At 39.9% G+C, this 23812-nt stretch carries 22 protein-coding genes; 2 read left to right on the forward strand and 20 right to left on the reverse strand.

Annotated features, from left to right (window positions below; all coding sequences use genetic code 11):
• Positions 1 to 156: 156 nt before the first annotated feature.
• The gene (locus MKX69_RS11645; protein WP_341010303.1) at positions 157 to 1557 is read left to right on the forward strand and encodes a L,D-transpeptidase family protein; all 1401 of its coding nucleotides are present in this window, start codon (positions 157 to 159) and stop codon (positions 1555 to 1557) included.
• A 77-nt stretch (positions 1558 to 1634) separates the two neighbouring features.
• On the opposite strand, the gene MKX69_RS11650 is transcribed toward MKX69_RS11645, so the two are convergent.
• Both MKX69_RS11650 and MKX69_RS11655 read right to left on the reverse strand, forming a co-directional pair.
• A complete protein-coding gene (locus tag MKX69_RS11650; protein ID WP_341010305.1) occupies positions 1635 to 2360 on the reverse strand; it encodes a YebC/PmpR family DNA-binding transcriptional regulator in 726 nt (241 codons plus the stop codon).
• A 78-nt stretch (positions 2361 to 2438) separates the two neighbouring features.
• Entirely contained in the window at positions 2439 to 2945 is a 507-nt protein-coding gene (locus MKX69_RS11655; RefSeq protein WP_002287389.1) for a VanZ family protein, read from the reverse strand.
• A gap of 122 nt (positions 2946 to 3067) precedes the next feature.
• Here MKX69_RS11655 and MKX69_RS11660 point away from each other — a divergent pair, with 122 nt between their 5' ends.
• On the forward strand, positions 3068 to 4867 hold the full coding sequence (locus MKX69_RS11660) for a M3 family oligoendopeptidase (protein ID WP_341010307.1): 1800 nt from the start codon (positions 3068 to 3070) through the stop codon (positions 4865 to 4867).
• Positions 4868 to 4934: 67 nt separating this feature from the next.
• Here the strand turns inward: MKX69_RS11660 and MKX69_RS11665 are convergent, their stop codons facing one another.
• From MKX69_RS11665 to MKX69_RS11750, 18 genes are all read right to left on the reverse strand, one after another.
• Entirely contained in the window at positions 4935 to 6623 is a 1689-nt protein-coding gene (locus tag MKX69_RS11665; protein WP_341010309.1) for a C40 family peptidase, read from the reverse strand.
• 253 nt (positions 6624 to 6876) lie between these two features.
• Positions 6877 to 7386 (reverse strand): rod shape-determining protein MreD, encoded by a 510-nt coding sequence (gene mreD / locus MKX69_RS11670; protein WP_002287385.1) that lies wholly within the window; start codon positions 7384 to 7386, stop codon positions 6877 to 6879.
• Positions 7387 to 7389: 3 nt separating this feature from the next.
• A complete protein-coding gene (gene mreC, locus MKX69_RS11675) occupies positions 7390 to 8244 on the reverse strand; it encodes a rod shape-determining protein MreC (protein ID WP_002298185.1) in 855 nt (284 codons plus the stop codon).
• A gap of 154 nt (positions 8245 to 8398) precedes the next feature.
• Positions 8399 to 9037 (reverse strand): thiamine diphosphokinase, encoded by a 639-nt coding sequence (locus tag MKX69_RS11680; protein WP_002287382.1) that lies wholly within the window; start codon positions 9035 to 9037, stop codon positions 8399 to 8401.
• Positions 9038 to 9688 (reverse strand): ribulose-phosphate 3-epimerase, encoded by a 651-nt coding sequence (gene rpe / locus MKX69_RS11685; RefSeq protein ID WP_002287380.1) that lies wholly within the window; start codon positions 9686 to 9688, stop codon positions 9038 to 9040. It lies immediately after the preceding gene.
• A 12-nt stretch (positions 9689 to 9700) separates the two neighbouring features.
• On the reverse strand, positions 9701 to 10600 hold the full coding sequence (gene rsgA / locus MKX69_RS11690; protein ID WP_002287379.1) for a ribosome small subunit-dependent GTPase A: 900 nt from the start codon (positions 10598 to 10600) through the stop codon (positions 9701 to 9703).
• Between the two features lie 164 nt (positions 10601 to 10764).
• Positions 10765 to 12834: a Stk1 family PASTA domain-containing Ser/Thr kinase gene (gene pknB, locus MKX69_RS11695; protein WP_341010314.1), complete on the reverse strand. Its 2070-nt coding sequence runs from the start codon at positions 12832 to 12834 to the stop codon at positions 10765 to 10767.
• Positions 12831 to 13571: a Stp1/IreP family PP2C-type Ser/Thr phosphatase gene (locus tag MKX69_RS11700; RefSeq protein ID WP_002287376.1), complete on the reverse strand. Its 741-nt coding sequence runs from the start codon at positions 13569 to 13571 to the stop codon at positions 12831 to 12833. The genes pknB and MKX69_RS11700 overlap by 4 nt, the downstream gene beginning before the upstream one ends.
• A gap of 12 nt (positions 13572 to 13583) precedes the next feature.
• Positions 13584 to 14942, reverse strand: a complete 1359-nt coding sequence (rsmB, locus tag MKX69_RS11705) for a 16S rRNA (cytosine(967)-C(5))-methyltransferase RsmB (protein ID WP_002298188.1) — start codon at positions 14940 to 14942, stop codon at positions 13584 to 13586.
• The gene (gene fmt, locus MKX69_RS11710) at positions 14942 to 15880 is read right to left on the reverse strand and encodes a methionyl-tRNA formyltransferase (RefSeq protein WP_002301208.1); all 939 of its coding nucleotides are present in this window, start codon (positions 15878 to 15880) and stop codon (positions 14942 to 14944) included. The genes rsmB and fmt overlap by 1 nt, the downstream gene beginning before the upstream one ends.
• On the reverse strand, positions 15873 to 16364 hold the full coding sequence (def, locus tag MKX69_RS11715) for a peptide deformylase (RefSeq protein ID WP_002287369.1): 492 nt from the start codon (positions 16362 to 16364) through the stop codon (positions 15873 to 15875). Before def ends, fmt begins: the two co-directional genes overlap by 8 nt.
• A 14-nt stretch (positions 16365 to 16378) precedes the next feature.
• Positions 16379 to 18787 carry a primosomal protein N' gene (gene priA / locus MKX69_RS11720; protein ID WP_341010317.1) on the reverse strand — a complete coding sequence of 803 codons (2409 nt, stop codon included), beginning with the start codon at positions 18785 to 18787 and terminating at the stop codon, positions 16379 to 16381.
• A gap of 252 nt (positions 18788 to 19039) precedes the next feature.
• The gene (gene rpoZ, locus MKX69_RS11725; protein ID WP_341010319.1) at positions 19040 to 19345 is read right to left on the reverse strand and encodes a DNA-directed RNA polymerase subunit omega; all 306 of its coding nucleotides are present in this window, start codon (positions 19343 to 19345) and stop codon (positions 19040 to 19042) included.
• A 4-nt stretch (positions 19346 to 19349) separates the two neighbouring features.
• Positions 19350 to 19964 (reverse strand): guanylate kinase, encoded by a 615-nt coding sequence (gmk, locus tag MKX69_RS11730; protein WP_341010321.1) that lies wholly within the window; start codon positions 19962 to 19964, stop codon positions 19350 to 19352.
• Between the two features lie 730 nt (positions 19965 to 20694).
• A complete protein-coding gene (locus MKX69_RS11735) occupies positions 20695 to 20979 on the reverse strand; it encodes a hypothetical protein (protein WP_002287356.1) in 285 nt (94 codons plus the stop codon).
• A 17-nt stretch (positions 20980 to 20996) separates the two neighbouring features.
• The gene (locus MKX69_RS11740; protein ID WP_002298192.1) at positions 20997 to 21887 is read right to left on the reverse strand and encodes a YicC/YloC family endoribonuclease; all 891 of its coding nucleotides are present in this window, start codon (positions 21885 to 21887) and stop codon (positions 20997 to 20999) included.
• A gap of 19 nt (positions 21888 to 21906) precedes the next feature.
• Positions 21907 to 22125 carry a YdbC family protein gene (locus tag MKX69_RS11745; protein WP_002287352.1) on the reverse strand — a complete coding sequence of 73 codons (219 nt, stop codon included), beginning with the start codon at positions 22123 to 22125 and terminating at the stop codon, positions 21907 to 21909.
• A complete protein-coding gene (locus tag MKX69_RS11750; RefSeq protein WP_341010323.1) occupies positions 22095 to 23795 on the reverse strand; it encodes a patatin-like phospholipase family protein in 1701 nt (566 codons plus the stop codon). Before MKX69_RS11750 ends, MKX69_RS11745 begins: the two co-directional genes overlap by 31 nt.
• Positions 23796 to 23812 lie beyond the last annotated feature (17 nt).

The following is a 23812-nucleotide window of genomic DNA, read 5'->3' on the forward strand; positions in this document are numbered from 1 at the left end:
GAAAACATCTATTCGGTGTTTTCCGTTTTTTTTATTTTTATCACCCTTATGGTTTCTAAATTTTTTCATAAAGTAGAGATAACCTTCGTCTTTTCCTCTAAATTATGCTATCATGAGACCGTTCCACCCTAAACTTTTACTTAAGGAGTTGTCGATATGACAAGATCTTCGCATCGAAAAAAATCGAAACATGTTGCTTTGCTTTCAGCTCTTGGTGTTCTCTTAGTGCTGATCAGCTTTTATACCTATCGCAGTACATACTACACAAAGCATTTTTTGCCGAATACAGAAATAAATGGAATAAATGTCAGCAATCTAACAGTCGAAAAAGCAAATGAAAAATTAAAAGAAGCTTATTCTGATAAAAAACTGGCTATTAAAGAAGATGGAAAAGTCTGGCAGGAAGTACCAAAATCCGAGCTCGGCTACAAAGATGATTTCACTTCGGAGCTTTCTCCGATCCTAAATGAACAAAACGGATGGACTTGGGGAATGACTTATGTCTCAGCGGCAGAAAAACAAGAAATAGATCCTGTCAGTCAAAACCACCAAAAACTAGACACTACCGTTCAGACATTGACAACTAAGCTGACTGATTTGAACAAAGACCGGACACCTACTACTGATGCAACGATCGAAAAAGCAGGTGACTCTTTCGTTATCAAGCCTGAAGTCAATGGAAATACGATCGACGTCGATGCTGCGGTCAAACAATTAAAAAGTGCGGTAAACTCTGGTAAAGATACAATTGAATTGACTGAATTCAAAGAAAAACCAAAAGTAACATCTGAAGACAGCTCACTGAAAGAACAACTCGCATCCATGAATGCTATCGCAAATGTAAAAGCTACTTACAGTATAAACGGTGAGACTTTCCAGATCCCATCAAGTGATATTATGAGTTGGCTGACCTACAATGATGGAAAAGTCAATTTAGATACAGAACAAGTACGTCAATATGTAACAGATTTAGGCACAAAGTATAACACAAGTACGAATGACACAAAATTTAAAAGTACAAAAAGAGGAGAAGTTACGGTCCCAGTTGGCACTTACAGTTGGACGATCCAAACAGACAGCGAGACAGAAGCATTGAAAAAAGCGATTCTGGCAGGCCAAGATTTTACTCGTTCACCCATTGTGCAAGGTGGCACAACCGCTGATCATCCATTGATCGAAGATACGTATATCGAAGTTGATCTGGAGAACCAGCATATGTGGTATTACAAAGACGGAAAAGCGGCCCTTGAAACAGATATCGTTTCCGGAAAGCCAACTACACCTACACCTGCTGGAGTCTTCTATGTTTGGAATAAAGAAGAAGATGCAACTTTAAAAGGAACAAATGACGATGGAACACCTTACGAGAGTCCGGTAAACTACTGGATGCCGATTGACTGGACAGGTGTTGGTATCCACGATTCAGACTGGCAACCTGAATACGGTAGAGACTTATGGAAAACCCGCGGTTCACACGGCTGCATCAACACCCCACCAAGTGTAATGAAGGAATTATTCGGGATGGTCGAAAAAGGAACGCCTGTATTGGTCTTCTAACAAAAATAATATATAAAAAGAAAGCACCCGTACGATTGGTACAGGTGCTTTCTTTTTATTATCTAACCATGTGCTACTTACATTTCAGCAGCAGTAAAGACTTCTGAAACATCATCATCGTCTTCTAGCTTATCTACTAGACGTTCCAATTGCTCTTTTTGTTCCTCATTTAAATCAATCGTCGTTTGTGGAATCATCGTCAATTCTGCTTGCGCCAAAGTGAACTCTTTTTCCAACTCATCTCGTACAGCAGCAAAATCTTCTGGTGCAGTATAAATCTCGAATACTTCAGGAGAAGTTTGCAGATCTTCTGCCCCCGCCTCTAATACATCCTCAAACATCGTCTCTTCATCAACAGTCAACCCATCGCGTTCAATAGCGATATATCCTTTGCGGTCAAACAAGTAACTGACTGAACCCGTTTCTCCCAGTGATCCACCGTTTCGAGTAAAAGCTACTCGGAGGACATTTGTCGCTGTCCGATTACGGTTATCTGTCAATGCATGGACTAAGATTCCTACTCCACCCGGACCATATCCTTCATACGTGATTTCATCGTAATTCGTTTCATCTACGGCACTCGTAGCCTTTTTAATCGCCCGTTCCACATTGTCGTTAGGCATATTTGCAGCTTTTGCTTTGTCCACAACAAGCCGCAAAGCTGGATTCATAGATGGATCAGGACCGCCTGCTTTAGCTGCCATATAAATTTCACGAGAAAGTTTCTGAAAGACTTTCCCTCGTTTTGCATCTTGGGCATTTTTTCTTCCTTGGATATTATGCCATTTACTATGTCCTGACATGATTTTTCCTCCCTTGTTCTTTTGAGAATACACTTCTATTCTAGTACTATTTCACAAAAAAACAAAGCCACAGCCAATCTATAAACGCTTCTTGAATGCCGCAAAAAGCACACATAATATCACAGCAGTCAGAGCACCGATCGAATCCAACATGACATCTTGGAACATAGGTGTTCGTCCACCGGTCATCATCTGATGGAATTCGTCCAAACCTGCGTACCCTGTTGCTGAAAGCCAAGCAAGGATCGCTGTCAGCCACCAAATTTTTAGCTTGGGGAAAACACCTAAAAACAAGCTGCCTCCCAAAATAAAATAGGTACCGAAATGTGCGCCCTTCCTTAAAAAGAACTCTAAAAATTTGGCGTAGCCCAGATGGTCGATACTCACCATACTTCCACCATAATTAAAACGTATACCCGCTAATGTGTCTTTAAATGGCTGATTAGGCAGCCAGCTTTCTAATCGCGAAACTTGTGATTGCTGTCCGTAAGTTTGAGAAGAACTGTAAAATAAGATTATAACGACTATCAGTGCGATTACTAAATAAATATTTCCGTTTTTCATTTGTTTTTTTGAAGAATTCATAAGTCACCTCTGTATTTTATCTTAGACTTTTTTTGAAGAAACAACAATCATTTTCATAGAGACTTCTTCCATAAAAAAGTGCTATACTTAATTTTGTATTACAATATGAAGGGAGTTTTTTCATGAGTTATTCATTAAATTGGAATCTAGATTCTATTTTTTCCGGAGGCAGTCATTCTGATGCTTTGAACCAACGGATGAAGCAATTGGAAGACCAAATGAACGAGTATTATCACCGCGTAACAAAATGGTCACCTAGTTCTGACAATGCAGAGCAGTTAAACGCTATTCTTCAATTGCAAGAAACGATTACGAATGGCTTTACCCAATGCAGCAGCTATATTACTGCATTGCTTTCTGCCAATGTCAATGATTCAGATGCAAAGGTCTTATCGGGCAAGCTTTACGCAATGCTGCCTCGTCTGCAATCAGCCGAAACTGTATTGTCAAAGAAATTTGCAGAAATATCTGACAATGATTGGAATCAGATGCTTTCTCAATCTTCGTTTGAAACAATTGCTTTTCGTTTAAACGAGATTCGTCGTGATGGCTCACAATTATTATCAGAAGCTGAAGAAAACATTATAAATACGCTTTCTTTAGATGGTCTAAATGCTTGGAGCAGTCATTATGATACGATTGTAGCCAGCATTTCGATTCCCTTCGAACAAGATGGACAAGTAGTCGAATTATCTGCTGGACAAGCCTTCAATAAGATGATGGGCGATCCAGATCCAAAAGTCAGAGAAACACTTTTCGCAGCATGGGAAGAAGCCTGGAAAGAAAAGGCACCCCTCTTCACGGATACTTTGAATCATTTAGATGGTTTTAGAATTTCTGACTATGAACTTCATGGTGTCACAGATTTTCTACAAAAACCATTAGAGTACAATCGGTTGAAGAAAGAAACATTGTCTGTCATGTGGGATACAATCCAGAAAAACAAACAACCCCTTGTTGATTACTTGACTAGAAAAGCTAATCTTTTCGGTAAAGAAAAAATGGAATGGCAAGATCAAGATGCACCTATTATTTTAGGCGATTTGAAAGAAAAAACCTTTAGTTTTGACGAAGCAGCAGCATTTATTATCGAAAACTTTAACAAATTCAGTCCAAAAATGGCTAAATTTGCCCAATCTGCTTTTGAAAAGAGCTGGATCGAAGCAGAAGATCGTCCTGGGAAACGTCCTGGTGGTTATTGTACTGAGTTACCAGAAACAAAAGAATCAAGGATCTTTATGACCTACAGTAATTCTGTTAATGAGGTTGCGACACTTGCTCATGAACTAGGACATGCTTTCCATAGCAGCACGATGTGGGATTTACCTTCTTTAAATCGCGAATATGCCATGAATGTCGCAGAAACAGCAAGTACATTCGCAGAACTGATCGTAGCCGATGCTACATTAAAAGTCGCAAAAACAAAAGAAGAAAAAATCAATTTGCTAGATACAAAACTGCAAAATGCTTTAGCTATGTTCATGAATATCCATTCCCGATTCATTTTTGAAAATCGATTCTATGAAGCACGGCAAGAAGGATTAGTCTCAGAAGATAAGATCACAGAGATGATGGTTGAGGCGCAAAAAGAAGGCTATCAAGGAGCTTTAGCTACTTACCATCCATATTTCTGGGCTGCAAAATTGCATTTCTTTATTGATGACGTACCGTTTTATAACTTCCCATACACATTTGGCTACCTCTTTAGTTTGGGCATCTATGCTTACGCCAACCAAAAGGGAGCAAATTTTGAAGAAGAATATATCCATTTACTACGCGATACTGCCTCAATGACGACGGAAGATCTTGCGAAGAAACATTTGAATGTCGATCTTACCCAACCAGATTTTTGGCAAGCAGGTATCGACATGGTGACTGAAGATATCCAAACGTTCATGGAATTGACAGAAGAATTTATCTGATTTCTATTTTATCACAATAAAAAAAGAGTTAGTCCAGAATGGGCTAACTCTTTTTGATTAATCATTCTTACATGCTGACAGCAAAGTCAGGTGCAAACCATTGAACTGAACCAACTTTTACGCTTTCGCCTGGTTGAGGAGCATGGATATATTGTCCTCCGCCTAAAGCAATCGCTACGTGGTAAGTTCCGCCTTGTGATCCCCAGAATAACAAGTCTCCAGCTTTTGCTTGAGAAACTGAAATTTTTGTTCCAGCTGATTCTTGAGGAACTGTCCAACCACCGATGTCACGACCAGTTACTTGCATGTAAACATAGCGTGTGAACCCTGAGCAGTCAAAGCCACTTGGATCTTTACCGCCCCAAACATATGGAGTACCAATATATTTGTAAGCTTCTGCTACGATTGCTGCACCATTCACACTTCCAGAAGGAGCTGGAGCAGGTGTTACAGGTTTTGGTTGTTCAGGTGTTGGTGTTGGCGTTGGAGCCGGAGTACTACTTCCTGTGCCGTTTCCTGTATCAACACTTTGATCTGTTGATGGTGTTGTAGGCGCAGGTGTTGCAGGTGTTACAGGTTTTGGTTGTTCAGGTGTTGGCGTTGGAGCCGGAGTACTACTTCCTGTGCCGTTTCCTGTATCAACACTTTGATCTGTTGATGGTGTTGTAGGCGCAGGTGTTGTTGATTCTTCTGTTGAAGATTCAGGTACAGTTGTTGATTCTTCTGTTGTTGAAGATTCAGGCACTGTTGTTGATTCTTCTGTTGTTAAAGATTCAGGCGCTGTTGTTGATTCTTCTATTGCTGAAGATTCAGGCGCTGTTGATTCTTCTGTTGAAGATTCAGGTGTTGTTGATTCTTCTGTTGCTGAAGATTGTGTAGCTGATGATGATTCTTCAGTCATTGAAGATTGTGTAGCTGATGATTCTTCTGTTGCTGAGCTTTGTGCAGTAGATGAAGCTTGAGTAGCTTGTGCTTCAGCCTCTGCTTGTTCGCGTGCTTCTTTTTCAGCTTTTTCTTGTGCAGCTTGTTGACGAGCTTGTTCTGCTAGACGTTGTTGTTCACGAATACGAGCTTGCTCTGCTTCAGCTTCTGCTTTTTGACGGTTCAAGTCAGCTTTCTTGTCTTCAGCAGTTGCTTGTTCAGCAGCTAATGAAGTTTTCAGTACGTTCAAATCAGCTTGTTTAGATAAAAGATCGCCTTTTTGAGATTCCAAAGCAGCTTGGTTTTCAGCTAATTCTTTTAGTTTAGCATCGTTTTCAGCTTTTTTGTCTTCTACAGCTTTTTTATCTTGTTTTTGTTGTTCCATCAAGTCGTTGTTTGCTTTTACCATCGTTGTCATTGCTTGAACGCGTCCAATAGCATCTGCTAATGATTCAGCATTCAATACAGCATCGATGTAGTTTGAGCTTGTGTTGCTTACTTGTGCTTCGCGTGCTTGTTTTTGGATTGTATCTTCCCGTTTTTCAATACGTTCTTGTAAATCTGCAATGTCTTTTACTAATTGTGCAGATTCTTGACGCAATGTATCTTGTTTTGCTAATAGGTCTTGTGCTTGTGTGTTGATTTCAGAAACTTGGCTTTCTAAGGCATCGATTTGTGATTGTGCATCTGCTTGTTGATTTTTCAAGTCTGCAATCTTTTGATCTTGCTGTTGTATCTGAGAATCAAAATCGTCCGCCGCGGCAGCGATCGGTGATGCTACGGCAGTCAAGGTCATTGAACATACCATTACTGCTGATATTAAACTCTTTTTCACTCTTCATTCCTCCGACTGGCTTAATTTAATAAATATCTAAATATATTTAAGTCTTTCTTAACGATATAAAAATTGTACCATAGCAGTATGTCAACGATATAATAGTTATGTTACAAAAATGTTTCAAAACAACTTTTAAAAATGACAAAACTGTTCGTTTCAGAAAATGATCATGAAAAAGCCGCGTTAAGTCTAGCATTTCTTAAGATAACAACGATTTTTTTCGCTTTCGACCTAAAAATAAAAAAAGAAATTATTCATCACTGAATAATTTCTTAAATGGAAAAATGAATAATACAAATATAATCATGTTCAACAGCAGTGTAGGTCCTAAAAACCTTGTAATAAAATACGTGTTATTTACTACTGCTAATTTAAAAATCAACTGGACCACCATCGTAAACAATTCATAACCCGTGACAAAGATGATCATACTGAAAAATTCAGTAAAGATGTTGACATGGATAACGTCTTTCATTACATACATCAACCATACAATTAAAGGGAGAGCTACTGCATAGATACCGATAACGCCAATATAGTAAGCGTCATAGATAGCCCCGAGAACAATCGTGGTAATCAGTAAATAACGTTTTTCAAACGCCATACTGCAACATAATAATGCCAATATCAGAAAGTGGGCATTTGACATATAGGTGCCTTTCGACCACTCCCCTAGCATTCTTGTTAAATGACCATCTATCAACATCAAAAAGAACAAAACGATTGGCAGATAGTACTTCATTGTTTCTTTCTTCAACATGGACTAATCCTCCGCTAGCCGTTGGACAATCGTCACAACTGACACGTCATACATTTCTGCATAAGGTTTCACATAAACTTCCCGATCCAGCCCATAACTATCTGGTTTCGTTTTAATAACCGTACCGATCGGCAAGTTAGCTGGAGAATTCCCTCCAAGACCGGATGTCTGGACAACATCCCCTTCTTTGATATCCGTATCACCAGTTAATTGGGTCACCACTAAGGCATGGAGCTTTTCATCATAGTTTTTAAGCAAACCAAACGCTTCGCCATTAGCCGAAGATACCCGTACTGGAAAATGATTGGAGCTTTCATTAGAGGATGACAGTAATTCGATTTTAGACGAAGCCGTATTGACCTCGATCACTCGGCCAATCAATCCTTTTTGCGACATGACTGCCATATTTGCTTCGATACCGTCTTTAGAACCCTTGTCTACGATCAGCATGTCCTGCCAACTGTCAGGCGAACGAGTAATGACATTTGCCGTTACTTTTTCGTAACTAGTCAGCGTCTGATTCAACTCAAGTTCTTTTTTCAACGATTCGATTTCTCTCTCGTAATTCTTGTTTTGCTGTGAAACGTCATCATAGCTATCGATTTTTTCTTTTAGCCGCTCATTTTCGGCATAAGTTGAAAAAAGATTATGGACAGAATCTACTCCATTTCGTACCCACCGTACTGGGGCAGAGATTGTTTTATCAACCATTGCAACACTGTCATTAACGATGGATTGGAAGAAATTGGGCTTTCCTTCATTCGCTCGCTGCGCAGCGGTCACACTTAGTATCGTCACCACGATGATAACAATAACCAAGGTAATAATAATATTTTTATTAGGATTGAACTTCTTCACAAAGACACCTCGAATTAATTAGACTCTTGTGTTCAATTTTATCACTAAATGCCGTGAAACAAAAGGTAAGTTGCTCCTCTTAAGCTTTTTTTTAGCAAATAATAGATTCTGTCATTTTTAGCCTGAAAGACAAATTTTTTTATTTGTTTATGGATCAATCTTTGCTTTGAATAACTGCAATCATACCATCTGAAAAAGAAAATTCTGCGGTATCTGAAAGAAATTCGTTACTTGCATAAGATGTCGGATATTCTACTTCTTTATTTTCCAATACATACTTGCTGCCTTTTAATGTAAGATTCGAGACGGGAGTCAAGCAGCAATAAGCTAAATACTTCATATCTGGTATCTGTCTTACTATATGCTCTCCAGGCAAATAATAAGACAAATAATTTTGACAATCTCTGATAATAAGCTGATGGGCAAAGGGTTTGAAGCGAGGTTCCATACCTAACCAGAGATTGGCTAAAAGATGATCCAATCTTCCGCCCGTAGCTCCAATCAAAGTGACTTCCGCTTGCGGGTAACGTTCAAATGTTTTTAAGATACCTAACTGTGTATCTGTATCGTCTTTTTCTGCAGGGGAACGGGTATACTCTTTGGCTTTTGCAAATACTTCCTTCTGCTCTTCGTTCGACAATGAATCAAAATCACCCACTGCCAGATCTACTGGGTAGCCTGCTTGAAGCAGGTACAGCGCACCACGGTCTATCCCGACATAGGCATCGTATTTGGACAGCAGAGACTGCGGCCAGTTTTGCGGATTACCTCCAGCAGCTAATAAAATTTTCATTTAGTCTAATGCCTCTTTTAATCGTTCGATTTGTCCGACTGGATTTTCGGCTCCATAGATATATGATCCTGCAACGAAGACATCCGCCCCTGCATCTTTACAGATTTTTGCTGTTTCTGGAACGATTCCGCCATCTACTTCGATTGCATAAGTCCAATTGTTCTCTCTACGTAGATCAGCGAGTTCCGTAATTTTTTCTACTGTTTCTTCAATAAAGCTTTGTCCGCCGAACCCAGGATTGACAGTCATGACTAGTACTTGATCAGCCAAAGGCAAAACATGTTTGATCATGGAGACTGGTGTTCCTGGATTGATAACTACTCCAGCTTTAACTCCTAAGCTTTTTGTCATTTGAAGTGCCCGATGAATATGAGGAGTTGCTTCGACGTGGACAGTAATGATATCTGCTCCAGCTTTTGCAAATGCTGGAATGTAGTTTTCTGGATCAACGATCATCAGATGGACGTCTAACGGTAATTTAGTAACAGGACGGATTGCCTGAACAATATTTGGCCCTAATGTGATATTTGGGACAAATTGGCCATCCATTACATCTACGTGGATGTAATCCGCTCCTCCTTTTTCCACTAACTCAATGTCTCTTTGTAAATTGGCAAAATCTGCACTCAAAATGGATGGTGCTATCTTCATTCTTGTTTCCTCCTATTTTCGTTTACCTTCTTTTTTTGCATACATTGGTTTTCTTTTTTCGATTTCTTGTAAGAATTGCAAATAATTGTCGTAACGTGTCTGTGCGATACCACCTGTTTCTACTCTATGTTTTACTTCGCAGCCAGGTTCTTTAGCATGCATGCACTCTCTAAATTTGCAATGGACAGAAGCTTCTACAAATTCAGGAAATTGTCTCGGCAGTTCTCCTGCTTCAATTGTCAAAAAGTCAATCGAGCTAAATCCTGGTGTATCTGCTACTAACCCGCCATAGATAGGAATCAGTTCCACATGACGTGTTGTATGCCGTCCTCTTCCAAGTGCATCAGAAATCTCTCCTGTTGCTAAATTCAGTTCCGGTGATATTTGATTCAGTAGCGTCGATTTTCCTGCTCCAGACTGACCCATAAAGACCGATAGCCGTTCTGGGAAGTAACGGATCAGTTCTGTCGTATCACCCGTATGATTGGGTACAATCACCGGATAGCCTATTTTAGTATAGGTTTGCTTGATCTCTTCGATTTTTTCTGGGTCGTCTGACAAGTCGGTCTTTGTCAAAAAAATAATCGGTTCGATCGACTCGTATTCCAAGGTAACTAGAAAGCGGTCAAGTAGATTATAAGAAAATGCAGGCTCTACGATACTTGTGACAATGATTCCAAGATCAACATTTGTGACTGGTGGGCGAACTAATTGATTTTTTCTCGGCAAGATTTCCAGAAGATAGCCGTCTGTTTGATTTTCACTCTCAAAGATCACCTGATCTCCGACAAGCGGCGTGATTTTCCGATTCCGGAAATTTCCTCTTCCTCTTGTTTGATAGGTCTCTCCGTTTGCGTATACATAGTAAAAACCGCTGATTGCTTTTCTGATTTGTCCTTTGATAAGTGCCACCTCCGTTTTTGTTTATTTTACCATACGAAGAGGAAAGTAGGTGTTATTCCATGCAAACTTCTCAAAGTATAAGGCTTGAAAATTGATCAAAAGAGATAGAAACACAAAAAAGAGAATGCAACAAATCAATGTCGCATTCCCTTCTGATATATTTTATTCAGCACTTATTTTGAACTTTCTGAGGGGCTAGCTGATGAACTTGTGGAGCTGGAAGATTCTTCTTTTGAAGAGTTGCTTGTGCTACTGGAGCTACTTGAGCTGCTAGAACTGTCTGAAGAGTCTTTTTCAGAACTAGAAGACGCTGGATCTGGTCCTTTAGAGTAAATTACGTTCACAACCATTCCTTTGGTAATTGTCGTTCCTGCCCCTGGTACTGTACGAATCACTTTATCTTTATCCACCGTGTTTGAATATTCGGAAGTCTCATGCCCGATATATTCTGCACCGACACTAGCTAAATAACTTTGTGCTTCGCTTTTTGTATAGCCGGAGATATCATTCAATTTAGGCTCTGTTCCTTGGCTTACGACAAAATTGATGTAAGTTTCTTCTGCTACAACTTCACCCGAGGCTGGATCCTGACTGATGATCGAACCTGATGGTACAGTGTCGCTATAGTCATAAGTAGCACTAATATTATTGATATTGAATCCTTGTGTAACAAGCCAATTACGAACAGTTTCGTAGTTTTCTCCTACATGACTACTCAAAGTCACTGTTTCTGGTCCTTTGCTGACTGTGAAAGTAATCGTGTCTGTTTTAGGATCGACTTCTGTATCTTCTGATGGAGATTGCGAAATGATCATTCCGCTTTCTACCTCTGAACTGAATTCCTCTTCTTTTTGAATCAAGTCAGCAGAAAACCCTAATTCTTTCAAACTTGCTTCGGCATCTTCATAACTTTTACCACTGTAATCATCTAATTTGATTTTTTTCGTGCCGCTACTAATATACAGAGTGACTTCGCGTTTTTGCTTGACTGTCGTTCCCGCTGCCGGGTCTGTCTTCACTACATTACCTTCTTCGATTTTGTCATCTGCAATTTCTTCTGTTTTTGTTGCTACTTCTAATTTCGCTTTTGCGAGTGTTTCTCTAGCAGAAGCTTCAGAAAGATCAGAAACATCAGGAACAACAACTTCTCCTCGCCCGCCAGAAGCAAAGAATACAGCTGTTCCGATTCCTAAAACAGCAAGAATAGCTAATAGGATCAGCCACCATTTTTTCTGTCCTTTCTTTTTAGGATCAGGCAGAACTTCTTCCTCCTCTGGTAAGGTTTCGTTTTCTGGCTTGTCTTTTGGCAGAGGCATAGATTTGAATGAATCAGGCATTGGTGCATCTTCCGTAAGGGGTGTGATAACTTTTGTTTCATTATCCATCACATGAGGCTGCCATTTTTCTTCGTTTGCACGAGCTGGTGATAATACTGTAGAAAGATCATCAGACATTTCCTCGGCTGACTTATAACGGTCTGCAGGTTCTTTAGCCGTTGCCCGTAAAATCACGTTTTCCAGTGCTTGTGGCACATTTGGATCAAGTGCTTTTATAGATGGAAGATCATCTTGAAAATGTTTTAAAGCAATTGTTACAGCAGATTCACCATCAAACGGTACGCTACCCGTCAACATCTCATAAAGGATGATCCCTAAAGCATAAATATCTGACTGCTTCGTTGCCATACTTCCTCTGGCCTGCTCAGGGGACAGATAATGAACAGATCCTAGCATCGTATTCGTCTGCGTGATCGATGTTTCAGATAAAGCGATAGCAATCCCGAAATCCGTGATTTTTACAACACCTTCATTATCGATCAGTACGTTTTGGGGTTTCAAATCTCGGTGGATGATTTGATGGTTATGAGCTAAAGAAATAGCAGAAAGGATCTGCTGCATAATATTTACTGCTGTTTCATAAGGAACAGGATAATGTGTTTGGATATATCGTTTCAAGTCCATTCCTTTGACGTATTCCATCACCAGATACTGCATGTTGTCTTCTTCACCAACATCGTAAACACTAACAATGTTTGGATGAACGAGTTCTGTTGCTGCTAAAGCTTCTCTCTGAAATCGTCGAATCGCAGTCTGGTCATTTTGAAAGTCAAATCGTAAGACTTTAACTGCTACATCACGATCCAAGATTAAATCGTGCGCCAAAAATACATTTGCCATACCACCGCTACCGATATTTCCAGTGATTTGATAACGGCCATTTAATTTTTTTCCCAACTCGATCATACACTGTCCTCCTTATATTCGATAAGAAGAACGGTGATATTATCCGCTCCGCCTGCTTCATTGGCACGATCAATCAGCTCAGTTACTTTATGAGACAATGGGCCTTCTTGATTGATGATCGTTCCTATTTCTTCTTCAGACAGCATGTTCGTCAAGCCATCTGAACATAACAGCAGTCGATCTTTTAGTTGCCAAAGATGAGTAGAAACATCTACTTCGACTGTTCCAGGCATGCCGACAGAACGTGTTAAAATATTTTTCCTTGGATGGTTCACTGCCATTTCTTCGCTGATTTCTCCTGATTTGACTAGTTCATTGACTAAAGAATGATCCTCCGTCAATTGCATGATTTTATCTTCACGAATCAAATAAGCTCTGCTATCCCCAACATTGGCAATCGTGAACCAGTCATCTGACAGAGCGGCCGCTACGATTGTTGTTCCCATACCGTTATATTCCGGCTGTTCTTGTCCACGCTGATAAATCAGCATATTTTCTTCTTGAATCGATTGAATGAACCATTGGGCGATTTTTTCATCGTCAACAGCTTCTTGTTTTTCCCAAGCTTCGCCTAGATTCGTTACCGCCATCTGACTGGCAATGTCTCCGGCACGATGACCACCCATCCCGTCTGCTAATACAGCAAGCTTGAGACCTGAACGGCTGGTAAATACACTGGCATAGTCTTGATTTGTGTTACGTCGTCTTCCTACATCTGATTGATATTCAATCTGCATTTTTTCACCTCATTACTTTTTGCGCAAACAACAAATGAAAAATCCATCTGTGTAAAACTGATGCGGATACAAAGTCAACATTTTCTCTTCGATTGATGATTGTAGCATAGGATTGGTCAAAACATCAATCCTCTCAAAATCAGGGTGTCTTTCCAAGAAAGCAGAAACAACGTCTTGGTTTTCTTCTTTTAAGATCGTACAAGTACTATAAGTCAGAATACCGGAAGACTTTAAAGCTGGTGCGCAGCTTTCTAAAATTTCCAATTGGATTTTTGGTAAATTCGCTAATTCATCCGGCTGTTTTTTATAACGAATATCTGGTTTTCGCCGAAGCAGCCCAAGACCTGAACAAGGCGCGTCTACTAAAATCCGATCAAACTGCTCTGCTTCGAACTGTTTACTGACTTCTCTAGCATCCATCTTTTGAGCGTAGACAGCAGAAGAGACACCTAGACGTGCTGCATTATCTTCAATGAGTTTGACTTTGTGTTCGTGTACATCTAAAGCGACCACTTCTCCACCGCATGACGGATCTAAAAAAGAAGCAATATGCGTCGTCTTACCTCCGGGTGCTGCACAGGCATCTAAGACATGATGTTCAGGCTCGATTTGCATAGACGGCGCTACAAGCATCGAACTTTCATCTTGGATCGTCATGACGCCATCGTGGAACAATGAGCTAGAAGCTAAATGCCCTTTTTTCGCTACTATACCGTATGGACTGACTTGGCTTTTTTCAGCTGTGATCTCTTCTTCTTGCAAAACAGTGATGGCCTGATCTCTGGAAAGTCGGCGTGTATCTACTCGGGCACTAGCATGGCTAGGCTGATATAGCGATAAACCGAGCTTTTCAGTTTCTTCGTATCCGATTTGATCCACCAGTCGTTTCGTCATCCATAGAGGCAGGCTGATTTTGACAGAAAGTCTTTCGATAGGATCAGCAATGCCTTGCAGATCTGGTGCTCCTTGACGCTGATAATTCCTCAAGACACCATTTACAAATTTCCCTGTCCCAGGATTTCCTTTTACTTTTGCGATTTCGACCGCCTCGTTTAAAATAGCATGTGCAGGGACTTTATCTAAAAATTCTAATTGGTATACAGAAAGATAAAGAAGCGTCTTGACCCAGTCATCCACTTTTTTTGCTTTAGCGATCAATGGTGCAACGTAAAATTCCAATAGTCGCTGATGGCTAATTGTACCGTAGATCAATTCTGTAAATAAACCCACATCTTTTTGATTTAGCTCGCTTTGTTTGATCATCTCATTCAACAAAAGATTCGAGTAGGCGCCACCCTTGTTCACTCGCTCTAATGTCAGTAATGCCATATATCGTACTGATTTTTTCATTTTTTTAGGGATTTTTTTCATTATTTCACCTGCTGACCAATCTGAACTTGCTGACCGCTTCCGTTAAGGAAATCATGTACGGCCTGTTTTCCTTTACCAGCTGGCTGTAATTCATTGATGGCTAAGACGGTCTGTTTACCGCAAGCAATCCATAGATTTTTTTTGTCTTTCCGGATGATCGTACCAGGTGCTTTGTCTGTAGTTTCTGCCAATACTTCAACCGATAATAATTTCCAGCGTATGCCCTCATAGGTCGTGAATGCAATTGGCCAAGGACGCATTCCGCGTACTTGGTTGTCAATTTCTTCTGCAGTTTTATGCCAATCGATTGCTTCTTGTTCCCGTGTGATGTTTGGCGAAAAAGTTGCTTCTGACTCATCTTGAGGTACTGGTTTTTGTCCATCCAAAATATTGGGCAATGTTTCTAGCAATAGCTTTCTTCCTAAAAGGCTAAGCTTTTCAAACATCGTCCCTACATCATCTTGTTTAGTGATTGGTATGCTTTCTTGCGCATAGATTCCGCCTGCATCCATTTTTTTGATCATTTCCATGATCGTTACACCAGTTTCTTTCTCCCCATTCATGATGGCATAATGAACAGGCGCACCTCCCCGATATTTAGGAAGTAAAGAAGCATGGACATTGATTGCCCCTAATTTTGGTACTTGCAATAACTTTTCAGGCAAGAATTGGCCAAATGCCGCAGTGACGATCACATCAGGCGCCAATTCAATGATTTCTTCCATTTCTGGCGAACCGGAGATTTTCTCTGGCTGCAACACACGGATACCGTGCTTCAGAGCCGCTTCTTTTACCGGTGTCGGCGTAATTACTCGTTTCCGCCCAACTGGACGGTCGGGCTGTGTTACCACTGCCTGGATCTCGTAACCTGATTCTATCAGCCCTTCAAGAATCGGCACAGAAAAAGCAGGTGTGCCCATAAATACTAGCTTAGTCATCAAGATGTTCCTCCATATATTCTTCAAGTTCTTCTTCCGGGATCTGCTGTATCATTTTCTCAATGAACAAGATACCGTCTAAGTGATCGATTTCATGCTGGAAGGCACGGGCTAAATAGCCAAAAGCCGTCACTTCTATCTCTTCTCCGTCTCGATCATAATAACGCACGGTCACTTCATCTGCTCGCTTGACCGTTCCATAGACATGCGGAATACTGAGACAACCTTCTACGTCAAGGCTTTCACCTTTTGCTTCGATAATTTCTGGGTTAATCAGTTCAAATTTCTCGCCTTCATCTACTTCGATCACAGCAATTCTCTTGTTTTGTCCTACTTGAGGAGCAGCGATCCCTATTCCGTCATTCGCAATCATTGTCTCATATAAATTGTCTAATAAAGCGATTGTCTCGTCCGTGATTACATCGATTGGCTGAGCAGTTCTTTTTAATTTATCATTAGGGTGGATCAATATAGGATAGCGCATAATTTGGCCCTTTCTTAAATAAAGTTTAATGGTTCGTTGTCAATTGCCACAAAAAGACCTTGTCGCTGTTCTTTCTGGCTTCCATTCAAAATTTCATCCAAAACATGAGGAAGATTCGGTTCATGTTTATATTTGATGATTAGTTGATAATAATATCGGTTTTTCACTCTCAAAATCATGCTGGGCGTTGGCCCTAATAGCAAGCTTTGAGGGCTTAACACTTCTTTTAGCTGATTGGCAATCTGAAAGATTTTCTTTGCCGCCACTTGTTCTTCAGGATGGCTGGCGGTTATTTTCACAGTAAAGTAATAAGGAGGATAGCCTCCACGATGCCGTACATGCATTTCCTGCTGATAAAACTGCTCATAATTTTGTTTTTTAGCCAATTCTATGGCGTAATGTTGAGGATTGAATGTTTGGATCACGACTTCGCCTGCTTTTTCCGCTCGCCCTGCTCGTCCTGAAACTTGGGTAAGCAATTGGAATGTATGCTCACTAGAACGAAAATCCGGTAAATTCAGGGAGGTATCAGCATTCAACACCCCAACTAATGTCACTTCTGGAAAGTCCAAACCTTTAGCAATCATTTGTGTCCCTAATAATATATCTGCTTCTTTTGTACCGAATTTTTGTAAAATCTGTTCGTGTGCCCCTTTTCTTCGAGTGGTATCTACATCCATACGCAAAATCCTAGCTTGCGGATAAAGTTCTCGGAGTTCCTCTTCTACTTTTTGAGTACCTGTTCCATAGTAGCGGATTTTATTGCCGCCACAATTAGGACAGCGATTGGGAATAGGTTCTTCATGTCCGCAATAATGGCAGCGCATTGAACGTGTATCCATATGCAGTGTAAGAGAGATATCGCAATTAGGACATGGAAGAACAAATCCACAGTCCCTACACATCACAAAAGACGAATATCCTCGACGATTGAGCAGTAGGACAGTTTGTTCTTTTTTGTCTAATCGATTTTGTATTTTTTCCTGCAAATTAGCAGAAAAAGTAGAGGTCCGATGATTCTGAAACTCTTCACGCATATCTACGATCTCAATAGCTGGAAGCTGTGCAGCTGCTTTGGCTCGGTGGTTTAACTGCAATAACTGATAAACGCCTTTTTGAGCTCGTGCTCTTGATTCTAAAGAGGGCGTCGCGCTTCCTAGAACTATTGGGCAATGATGATATTTACTGCGCCAAATTGCTAGATCTCTCGCATGATAACGCGGTGTCTCATCTTGTTTGTAACTTGATTCATGTTCTTCATCGATAATGATCAGCCCGATATTTTTCAGCGGGGCAAAAATAGCAGATCGTGCGCCTACTACTACTTGCGCTTCTTCCCGCTCAATCTTGCGCCATTCATCATATTTTTCGCCTTGGGAAAGTCCGCTATGTAAGACCGCAACTAATTCTCCGAAGCGTCCTTTGAATCGCTCGACCATTTGCGGAGTCAATGCGATTTCAGGCACTAACATAATAGCCGTTTTATTTTCTGACAAAACATCAGCGATTGCTTGAAGATATACTTCTGTTTTCCCGCTGCCGGTGATTCCCTCCAGCAAAAAGACCTGATCTTTTTGCTGCTGACCTGCTGTGATGATTTGTTCGACAGCATTTTTTTGTTCTGCATTCAGTTCCAATGCCGTCGTTTGGTCAAATACTCGGTCTTTATAAGGGTCGCGATAACGTTCTGATTCTATAAACTCCAGCCAGCCCTTTTCTTTTCCTTGATTCAAGACAGCAGTACTGATTCCTTTATTTTTGAAATAAGCAATTGGTTCTTCTTGGCTCAGTTCAGATAAACACAAAAGAAGTTCTTTTTGTTTCTTGGCATTTTGCCGTAATTTTGCCCATTCTTCTTCGATTTGCTTTTCAGTTAACAAAGAACGGACCAAACGAATCGTTTTTACTTTATTTCGTGTATGGACTTCATATTTGATATCTACTAATTGCTCTTGGCGCCAGCGAATCAATTGAGAAAGGCTGCCTTCTTCTTCTGCTTCCTTCCAGGAAATCACTTCCCGCTGATCAAACAATACCTGAACTTCTGGTGTGTCTGCCAAAGGATAGATCAATTTATCATATTCTGCTTTCATCACACTCGGAAGCATCGTTTGTAGACAAGTGATTTTGAATGCGTAAGTAATTTTTTTCATATAATCAGCTAATGAAAGCAATTCTTCATTGACCACCGGAGCAAGGTCTAGCAAACGAATAACTGCCTTCAAAGATGGATTAGCTGATTCTTCTGATTTTTGGATAGCCATAACAAATCCTTGGACATGACGATTGCCATTACCAAAAGGGACTTCTACTCGCATCCCGACTTGCAAAGCTGTTTCCATTTCAGAGGGAACCAAATAAGTGAATGGCTGATCGGTCTGCATAGTAGGTACGTCCACAATGACTTCAGCTGTTAATATCATGGTTCGTTTCCTCCTTTTTTTGTCTTTTCTTATCAAGCGACAAAAAGTTCCTTGCCTATTTTACTAGAGATCGATGGATTTGTCTTATTTTCTGCCAAATCCTAACAAAAGATTAACAGCAGATAAGAAAAAAAAGAACTGTGTCAAAAAGTTCAGACACAGCCTTTTCTACCAGACAATAAGTGGCGAATGTTTGAAAAGGAAACAGCTGGGTTTGCTTTTCTTTTTAGATGTTCGCTCTATTTTTCTTTATTACATTTTTTGCTCTTCACGGATACGTGATTCCAATTCGTGTTGTTCACGCTCTTTTTGTGCTTGACGTTCCTCTTCTTCCATCTTCAAACGTTCACGTTTTAATTCAGGATGTGGATCATTGACTACATTTCCTGCATCGATTTCTTCTAAAGCTTGACCGACGCTTTTTACTGAATCAAAAGAATCTAGAGTAGGCTGTGCACCTGCATCCAATTCATGCGCGCGTTTACTTGCTAAAATCACTAGAGAATATTTTGAATTTACACGATCTAATAGTGAGTCAATTGAAGGTTTTAACATCATAAGACTACATCTCCTTTAACATTTTAATATATTTACCGATTACGCGATCTACTCGAAAATGTTCACTGGCAATAATGTTTTTGATTCGTTCAACTGCTAGCGGCACTTCATCATTTACAACAGCATAGTCGTAAAGAGCCATCATTTCGATTTCTTCTTTTGCAACTTTCATTCGTTCTTCGATTACTTCATCTGCATCTGTTCCTCGGCCTACGATCCGTGATTTTAATTCCGCTAAATCTGGTGGAGTCAAAAAGATGAATACACCATCGGGCACTTTTTCTTTGACTTGTTTTGCTCCTTGGACTTCAATCTCCAAGAAAACATCTTTTCCTTCATCCAATGTCTTGTTGACATATGACAAAGGAGTTCCATAATAATTCCCGACATATTCTGCGTATTCCAGCATCTCTCCAGCTTCGATCATTGATTCAAACTCTTCTTTGCTTCGGAAGAAATAATCAACGCCTTCGACCTCCCTTTCACGCATTTTACGGGTAGTCATTGAGATCGAATACTGAAAATCATTATCCTCACTCTCAAAAATTGCTTTTCGTACTGTGCCTTTTCCTACACCGGATGGACCAGACAACACGATTAATAATCCACGCTCTGACATGACGACGTCCTTTCAACTAGTCTTTTTGTACTTATCGTTTATTTTGCACTTTTTTTCTGCAACTTTCAAGGTTATCTTTAATTATAGCTAGAAATTGGTAAAAAAGCTACCCTGTACCAAGAGGTCGTAAAAAAGCTGTTCTGCATCAAGTAATAAGAACAGCCAAACATAAACAGTTTCTCATGTTTTTCGTTTGGTTGGGGTTATTATCGCAGATGCAAGCTTTTGAACGCCGTGTATAAGAGATCGTAAAAAAGCTGTTCTGCATCAAGTAATAAGAATAGCCGAACATAAACAGCTTCTCATGTTTTTCGTTTGGTTGGGGTTATTATCGCAGATGCAAGCTTTTGGACGCCGTGTATGAGAGGTCGTAAAAAAGCTGTCCTGCATCAAGTAATAAGAACAGCCAAACATAAACAGCTTCTCATGTTTTTCGTTTGGTTGGGGTTATTACCGCAGATGCAAGCTTTTGAACGCCGTGTATAAGAGGTCGTGAAGAAACCGATTAGTTTCGAGTATGAAGAAAAATTTTGTGAAAATGGTTTCTCACATTTTTGCATAAATTTGGCTTAATACCGAGAAAATGGTTTTTGAACATCACTTATTCAAAATAAAAAAAGGTTGTGACACGAATTTTGTCACAACCTTTAAATGTATTCCTAGAGCAAAGAAGCTAAGCGAAGAAATCCAATTCTGATTATTTATTGTATTTCTTTGTTCAGCATCCTTGCTAAAAGCCCATATTGGACAAAGTATTCACTACACCCATGATCTCATCTTTTCGAGAACGTGCTTTTTCTGTCGGATCTTCTACCTCTTCTGTGTCGATTCGAACAATAAATTTCCGATTCATCGTCACGTAAGCACCGTCGTTGATCAAAATAAACAGTTCGTTCTCATTATAGTCTGCACAGGCATCTTTCCATACGTCAAAGCCGTTTTTTTCAGAAGGGATATCCCGTTTAACCACAGTTTTTCCACTTAATTCGTGGAACGTTACGTCATAGTATTTCATTATCTCTACCTCTTTCGTCATTCAATATTTTGTACTTGTTCTCTGATTTTTTCTAAGATCGTCTTAGACTGGACGACTTGATTTTTAATTTCGATTGCATTTGATTTGGAACCGATCGTGTTGATTTCCCGATTCATTTCTTGGATCAGGAAATCTAATTCCCGACCTACAGGACATTGTGCTTCGATAAGTTCATCTAGTTTTTGTACATGGATCGCCAGACGATCCAGTTCCTCGTGAATATCTCCGCGTTCCAACAAGATGGCTAGCTCCGTCAACAACCGTTGCTCATCGACTTTCGCTCCAAGAAATTCCTCCAGCTTTTTTTGATACCTTATTTGAAATTCCTTTTCATAGATTTCTACAAAACTATCGAGTTTTTTTAGTACTTCTTTGAATTCTTCAGTATTCTTTTTCAACACTAAAGCTAAAGCTTGACCTTCTTTTTCTCGACTCGCCTCAATAGAATCAAGTGCGCTTTTCAATGTATCTAGAGCTAACTGTGCCAATTCTTCCATGCTCTCTTCCGGTTTTTCTTCTACCGTTACGAAGTTTTCGTCCAGCGCGAAGCGTTCCGCCATCCGACTAATTGACACTTGATTTTGACTACCGTATCGTTGTTGAATTCCGTCTGTCAGTTGAGTGATAAGTGAATCAATCAATTCCCAGTTGATGACGATCTGTTTTTCGTTTTTGCCAATATAAGCTAGATTCACAAATACTTCGATTCGACCGCGGCTTAACTGCTGTTTAATAAGCTGACGAAAATCGTTTTCAATAAAGTTCAGGATTTTAGGACTTCGTATTTGAACATCTAGAAAACGCTGGTTGACACTTTTTATTTCAATATCTAACTGATACGCTTTTGTTTCGCGGATGGCTTTGCCAAAACCAGTCATACTTTTCATTCGACAGGGTCCTTCCTCATTACATATTTTCTATTGCTTTTTGCAGTTGTTCAAACTCTTCGTTCGTCAATGTCAGGCCTTTCCCCATTTTTTCATGGTCTGGCGCCCAATCTCGAAGATCGAATTTTGGCGGGCGACCATTCCAGCTGACTAGGTTCAGTTCTTTACGCCACCCCTTGTTGTTTTCTGACAATATAGCGATTTCTTCTACGATTTCATATGAAAATTCTTGTGCCATGGTTGTTCCTCCTTGAGATAATATAAATATAGGATCAGTAATGTGTCAACTGGTTGCTTAAGCAATTCATGCTGCAAACGATCCTTGCGTTTTCCTTGTAGCAGATAATCAAAATAAACAGTTTTCGTGCGCTCATTTTGTATTTTTTGCTGGTATTTTCGATACCTTCGCCATTCTTCAGTACTTAATTGACCAATTTGTGCCAATAAATCATCCGGCATACTTTTTATATCTTGTTGGCAGATCATTTGAATCATCATGTCTACTTGATAGATTTCATTGGGCAATAAAAAATGTTTTTTTGCTAAAAGTTCTAGCATCGCCAATCCGCATGTCTCTGGTACGACCCTGTTCTTATATAAATTACGCAGTTTTTGCCAAAATTTTATGCTTTTGAAAAAAGATAATTCTAACTGAATTTCTTTTGTTAAGTAAGACAAAAATCCTCGCCAGTATGTTCTTGCAGATTTAACAGAATGAAATGTATACCAGTTCCCATAGTAATAGCCTAATCTTTTTTTCATTTCCAGATAGCCTAATTGTAAATTTAATTGGTTCCGTTGGCCATCAAAAAGCAGAAAGCTGCCTAGTGTCCACAATGTTTGACATTTCCAATGGATAAAAATGTCTGGCATACGAATTTTTTTCGCTGGGCCTGGCCCTTGCACATCTACGACAAATGCCTCTGTTGCTCCTTTGTTAATCGCAATATCAATAGGTATTTTGTTGCGATACCCACCGTCTGCATATTTATTTTTTCCGATCTTTCGATAAGCCATAGCGGGATAAAATGAAGCAGAGGCGAGTATCCAAGCTGGTATTTCTTCTGTTTTTGTCTGTTGGATATCAGTCACTACTTCCGCTAGTTCTGGCAGTTTAGTAGACACCGTATATAAACGTATTTTGGGATTATGTTTGAGTAAGGACAAATCCAAATTGTCTTTGACCATCTTTTCCAATGGAGCAGAAGAAACCCCGCCTTCAATTAGTGCTGTTTTCGTCATTTGGCGTCTTTCTCGATAGAAGCGTTCACGAAGGTCTTCAACCGCAGCCATTTCTGGTAACGCAAGCACTTGTCTTGTCGACAGCTTTTTCCATAAATTCACAGCTTTTTTCATATCTCCTTGTAAAATCAATGCGCCGTTCAACGCACCTACCGAGGTACCTGTGATAATCTCAAAGTTGATATCATGTTCCTTCAGCGCCTGCCACACACCAATCTGATAAGCACCGTGCGCTCCTCCTCCACCTAAAACAAGTGCTGTATGATAGACCAGCTTTTTATTTAATTGTGTGGTTCCTTGATAGCCGTTTTTATGAAAAATACGCAACCATTCTTCTGATAGAGGAAATTGAAATAAAAAACAACAGTTTTCTTTAATAAAAAAACGAGCGCAAGCTTCCATATACCGAAAAAAATTTTTCCATTCAAAAGTTTCACCTTCAATCAACAGATTATTAAAAATAACATTTCCTCTACTTTTAGCAATAGTAAAATAGACGGTATATTTTTTCGATACTGCTTTAAAAGCACATTGCTTTTTTGCAGAACGCCAAAAAGCGTCTCTACTTTCTTGATGACTTTGAAAAAATGGAAGGGGTTGTTTTGCTTGCTGGATAGGCGAATACAGCGACATTTTCTGTGAAAAGTAAACTTTTTTTATCTCCATCGCTCTCTCCTTTTTCT

This window comes from Enterococcus sp. FSL R5-0957 (genome assembly GCF_038008005.1).
In the GTDB taxonomy this organism is placed as follows: Bacteria; Bacillota; Bacilli; order Lactobacillales; family Enterococcaceae; genus Enterococcus_B; species Enterococcus_B faecium.

Bases quoted from the DNA above. Each gene is read 5' to 3' on its own strand.
- MKX69_RS11645 (WP_341010303.1), top strand. From the start codon at position 157: ATGACAAGATCTTCGCATCGAAAAAAATCGAAACATGTTGCTTTGCTT.
- MKX69_RS11650 (WP_341010305.1), bottom strand. From the start codon at position 2,360: ATGTCAGGACATAGTAAATGGCATAATATCCAAGGAAGAAAAAATGCC.
- MKX69_RS11655 (WP_002287389.1), bottom strand. From the start codon at position 2,945: ATGAATTCTTCAAAAAAACAAATGAAAAACGGAAATATTTATTTAGTA.
- MKX69_RS11660 (WP_341010307.1), top strand. From the start codon at position 3,068: ATGAGTTATTCATTAAATTGGAATCTAGATTCTATTTTTTCCGGAGGC.
- mreD (WP_002287385.1), bottom strand. From the start codon at position 7,386: ATGTTGAAGAAAGAAACAATGAAGTACTATCTGCCAATCGTTTTGTTC.
- MKX69_RS11680 (WP_002287382.1), bottom strand. From the start codon at position 9,037: ATGAAAATTTTATTAGCTGCTGGAGGTAATCCGCAAAACTGGCCGCAG.
- rpe (WP_002287380.1), bottom strand. From the start codon at position 9,688: ATGAAGATAGCACCATCCATTTTGAGTGCAGATTTTGCCAATTTACAA.
- pknB (WP_341010314.1), bottom strand. From the start codon at position 12,834: ATGATCGAGTTGGGAAAAAAATTAAATGGCCGTTATCAAATCACTGGA.
- MKX69_RS11700 (WP_002287376.1), bottom strand. From the start codon at position 13,571: ATGCAGATTGAATATCAATCAGATGTAGGAAGACGACGTAACACAAAT.
- rsmB (WP_002298188.1), bottom strand. From the start codon at position 14,942: ATGAAAAAAATCCCTAAAAAAATGAAAAAATCAGTACGATATATGGCA.
- fmt (WP_002301208.1), bottom strand. From the start codon at position 15,880: ATGACTAAGCTAGTATTTATGGGCACACCTGCTTTTTCTGTGCCGATT.
- def (WP_002287369.1), bottom strand. From the start codon at position 16,364: ATGCGCTATCCTATATTGATCCACCCTAATGATAAATTAAAAAGAACT.
- priA (WP_341010317.1), bottom strand. From the start codon at position 18,787: ATGATATTAACAGCTGAAGTCATTGTGGACGTACCTACTATGCAGACC.
- rpoZ (WP_341010319.1), bottom strand. From the start codon at position 19,345: ATGATGTTAAAACCTTCAATTGACTCACTATTAGATCGTGTAAATTCA.
- gmk (WP_341010321.1), bottom strand. From the start codon at position 19,964: ATGTCAGAGCGTGGATTATTAATCGTGTTGTCTGGTCCATCCGGTGTA.
- MKX69_RS11735 (WP_002287356.1), bottom strand. From the start codon at position 20,979: ATGAAATACTATGACGTAACGTTCCACGAATTAAGTGGAAAAACTGTG.
- MKX69_RS11740 (WP_002298192.1), bottom strand. From the start codon at position 21,887: ATGAAAAGTATGACTGGTTTTGGCAAAGCCATCCGCGAAACAAAAGCG.
- MKX69_RS11745 (WP_002287352.1), bottom strand. From the start codon at position 22,125: ATGGCACAAGAATTTTCATATGAAATCGTAGAAGAAATCGCTATATTG.
- MKX69_RS11750 (WP_341010323.1), bottom strand. From the start codon at position 23,795: ATGGAGATAAAAAAAGTTTACTTTTCACAGAAAATGTCGCTGTATTCG.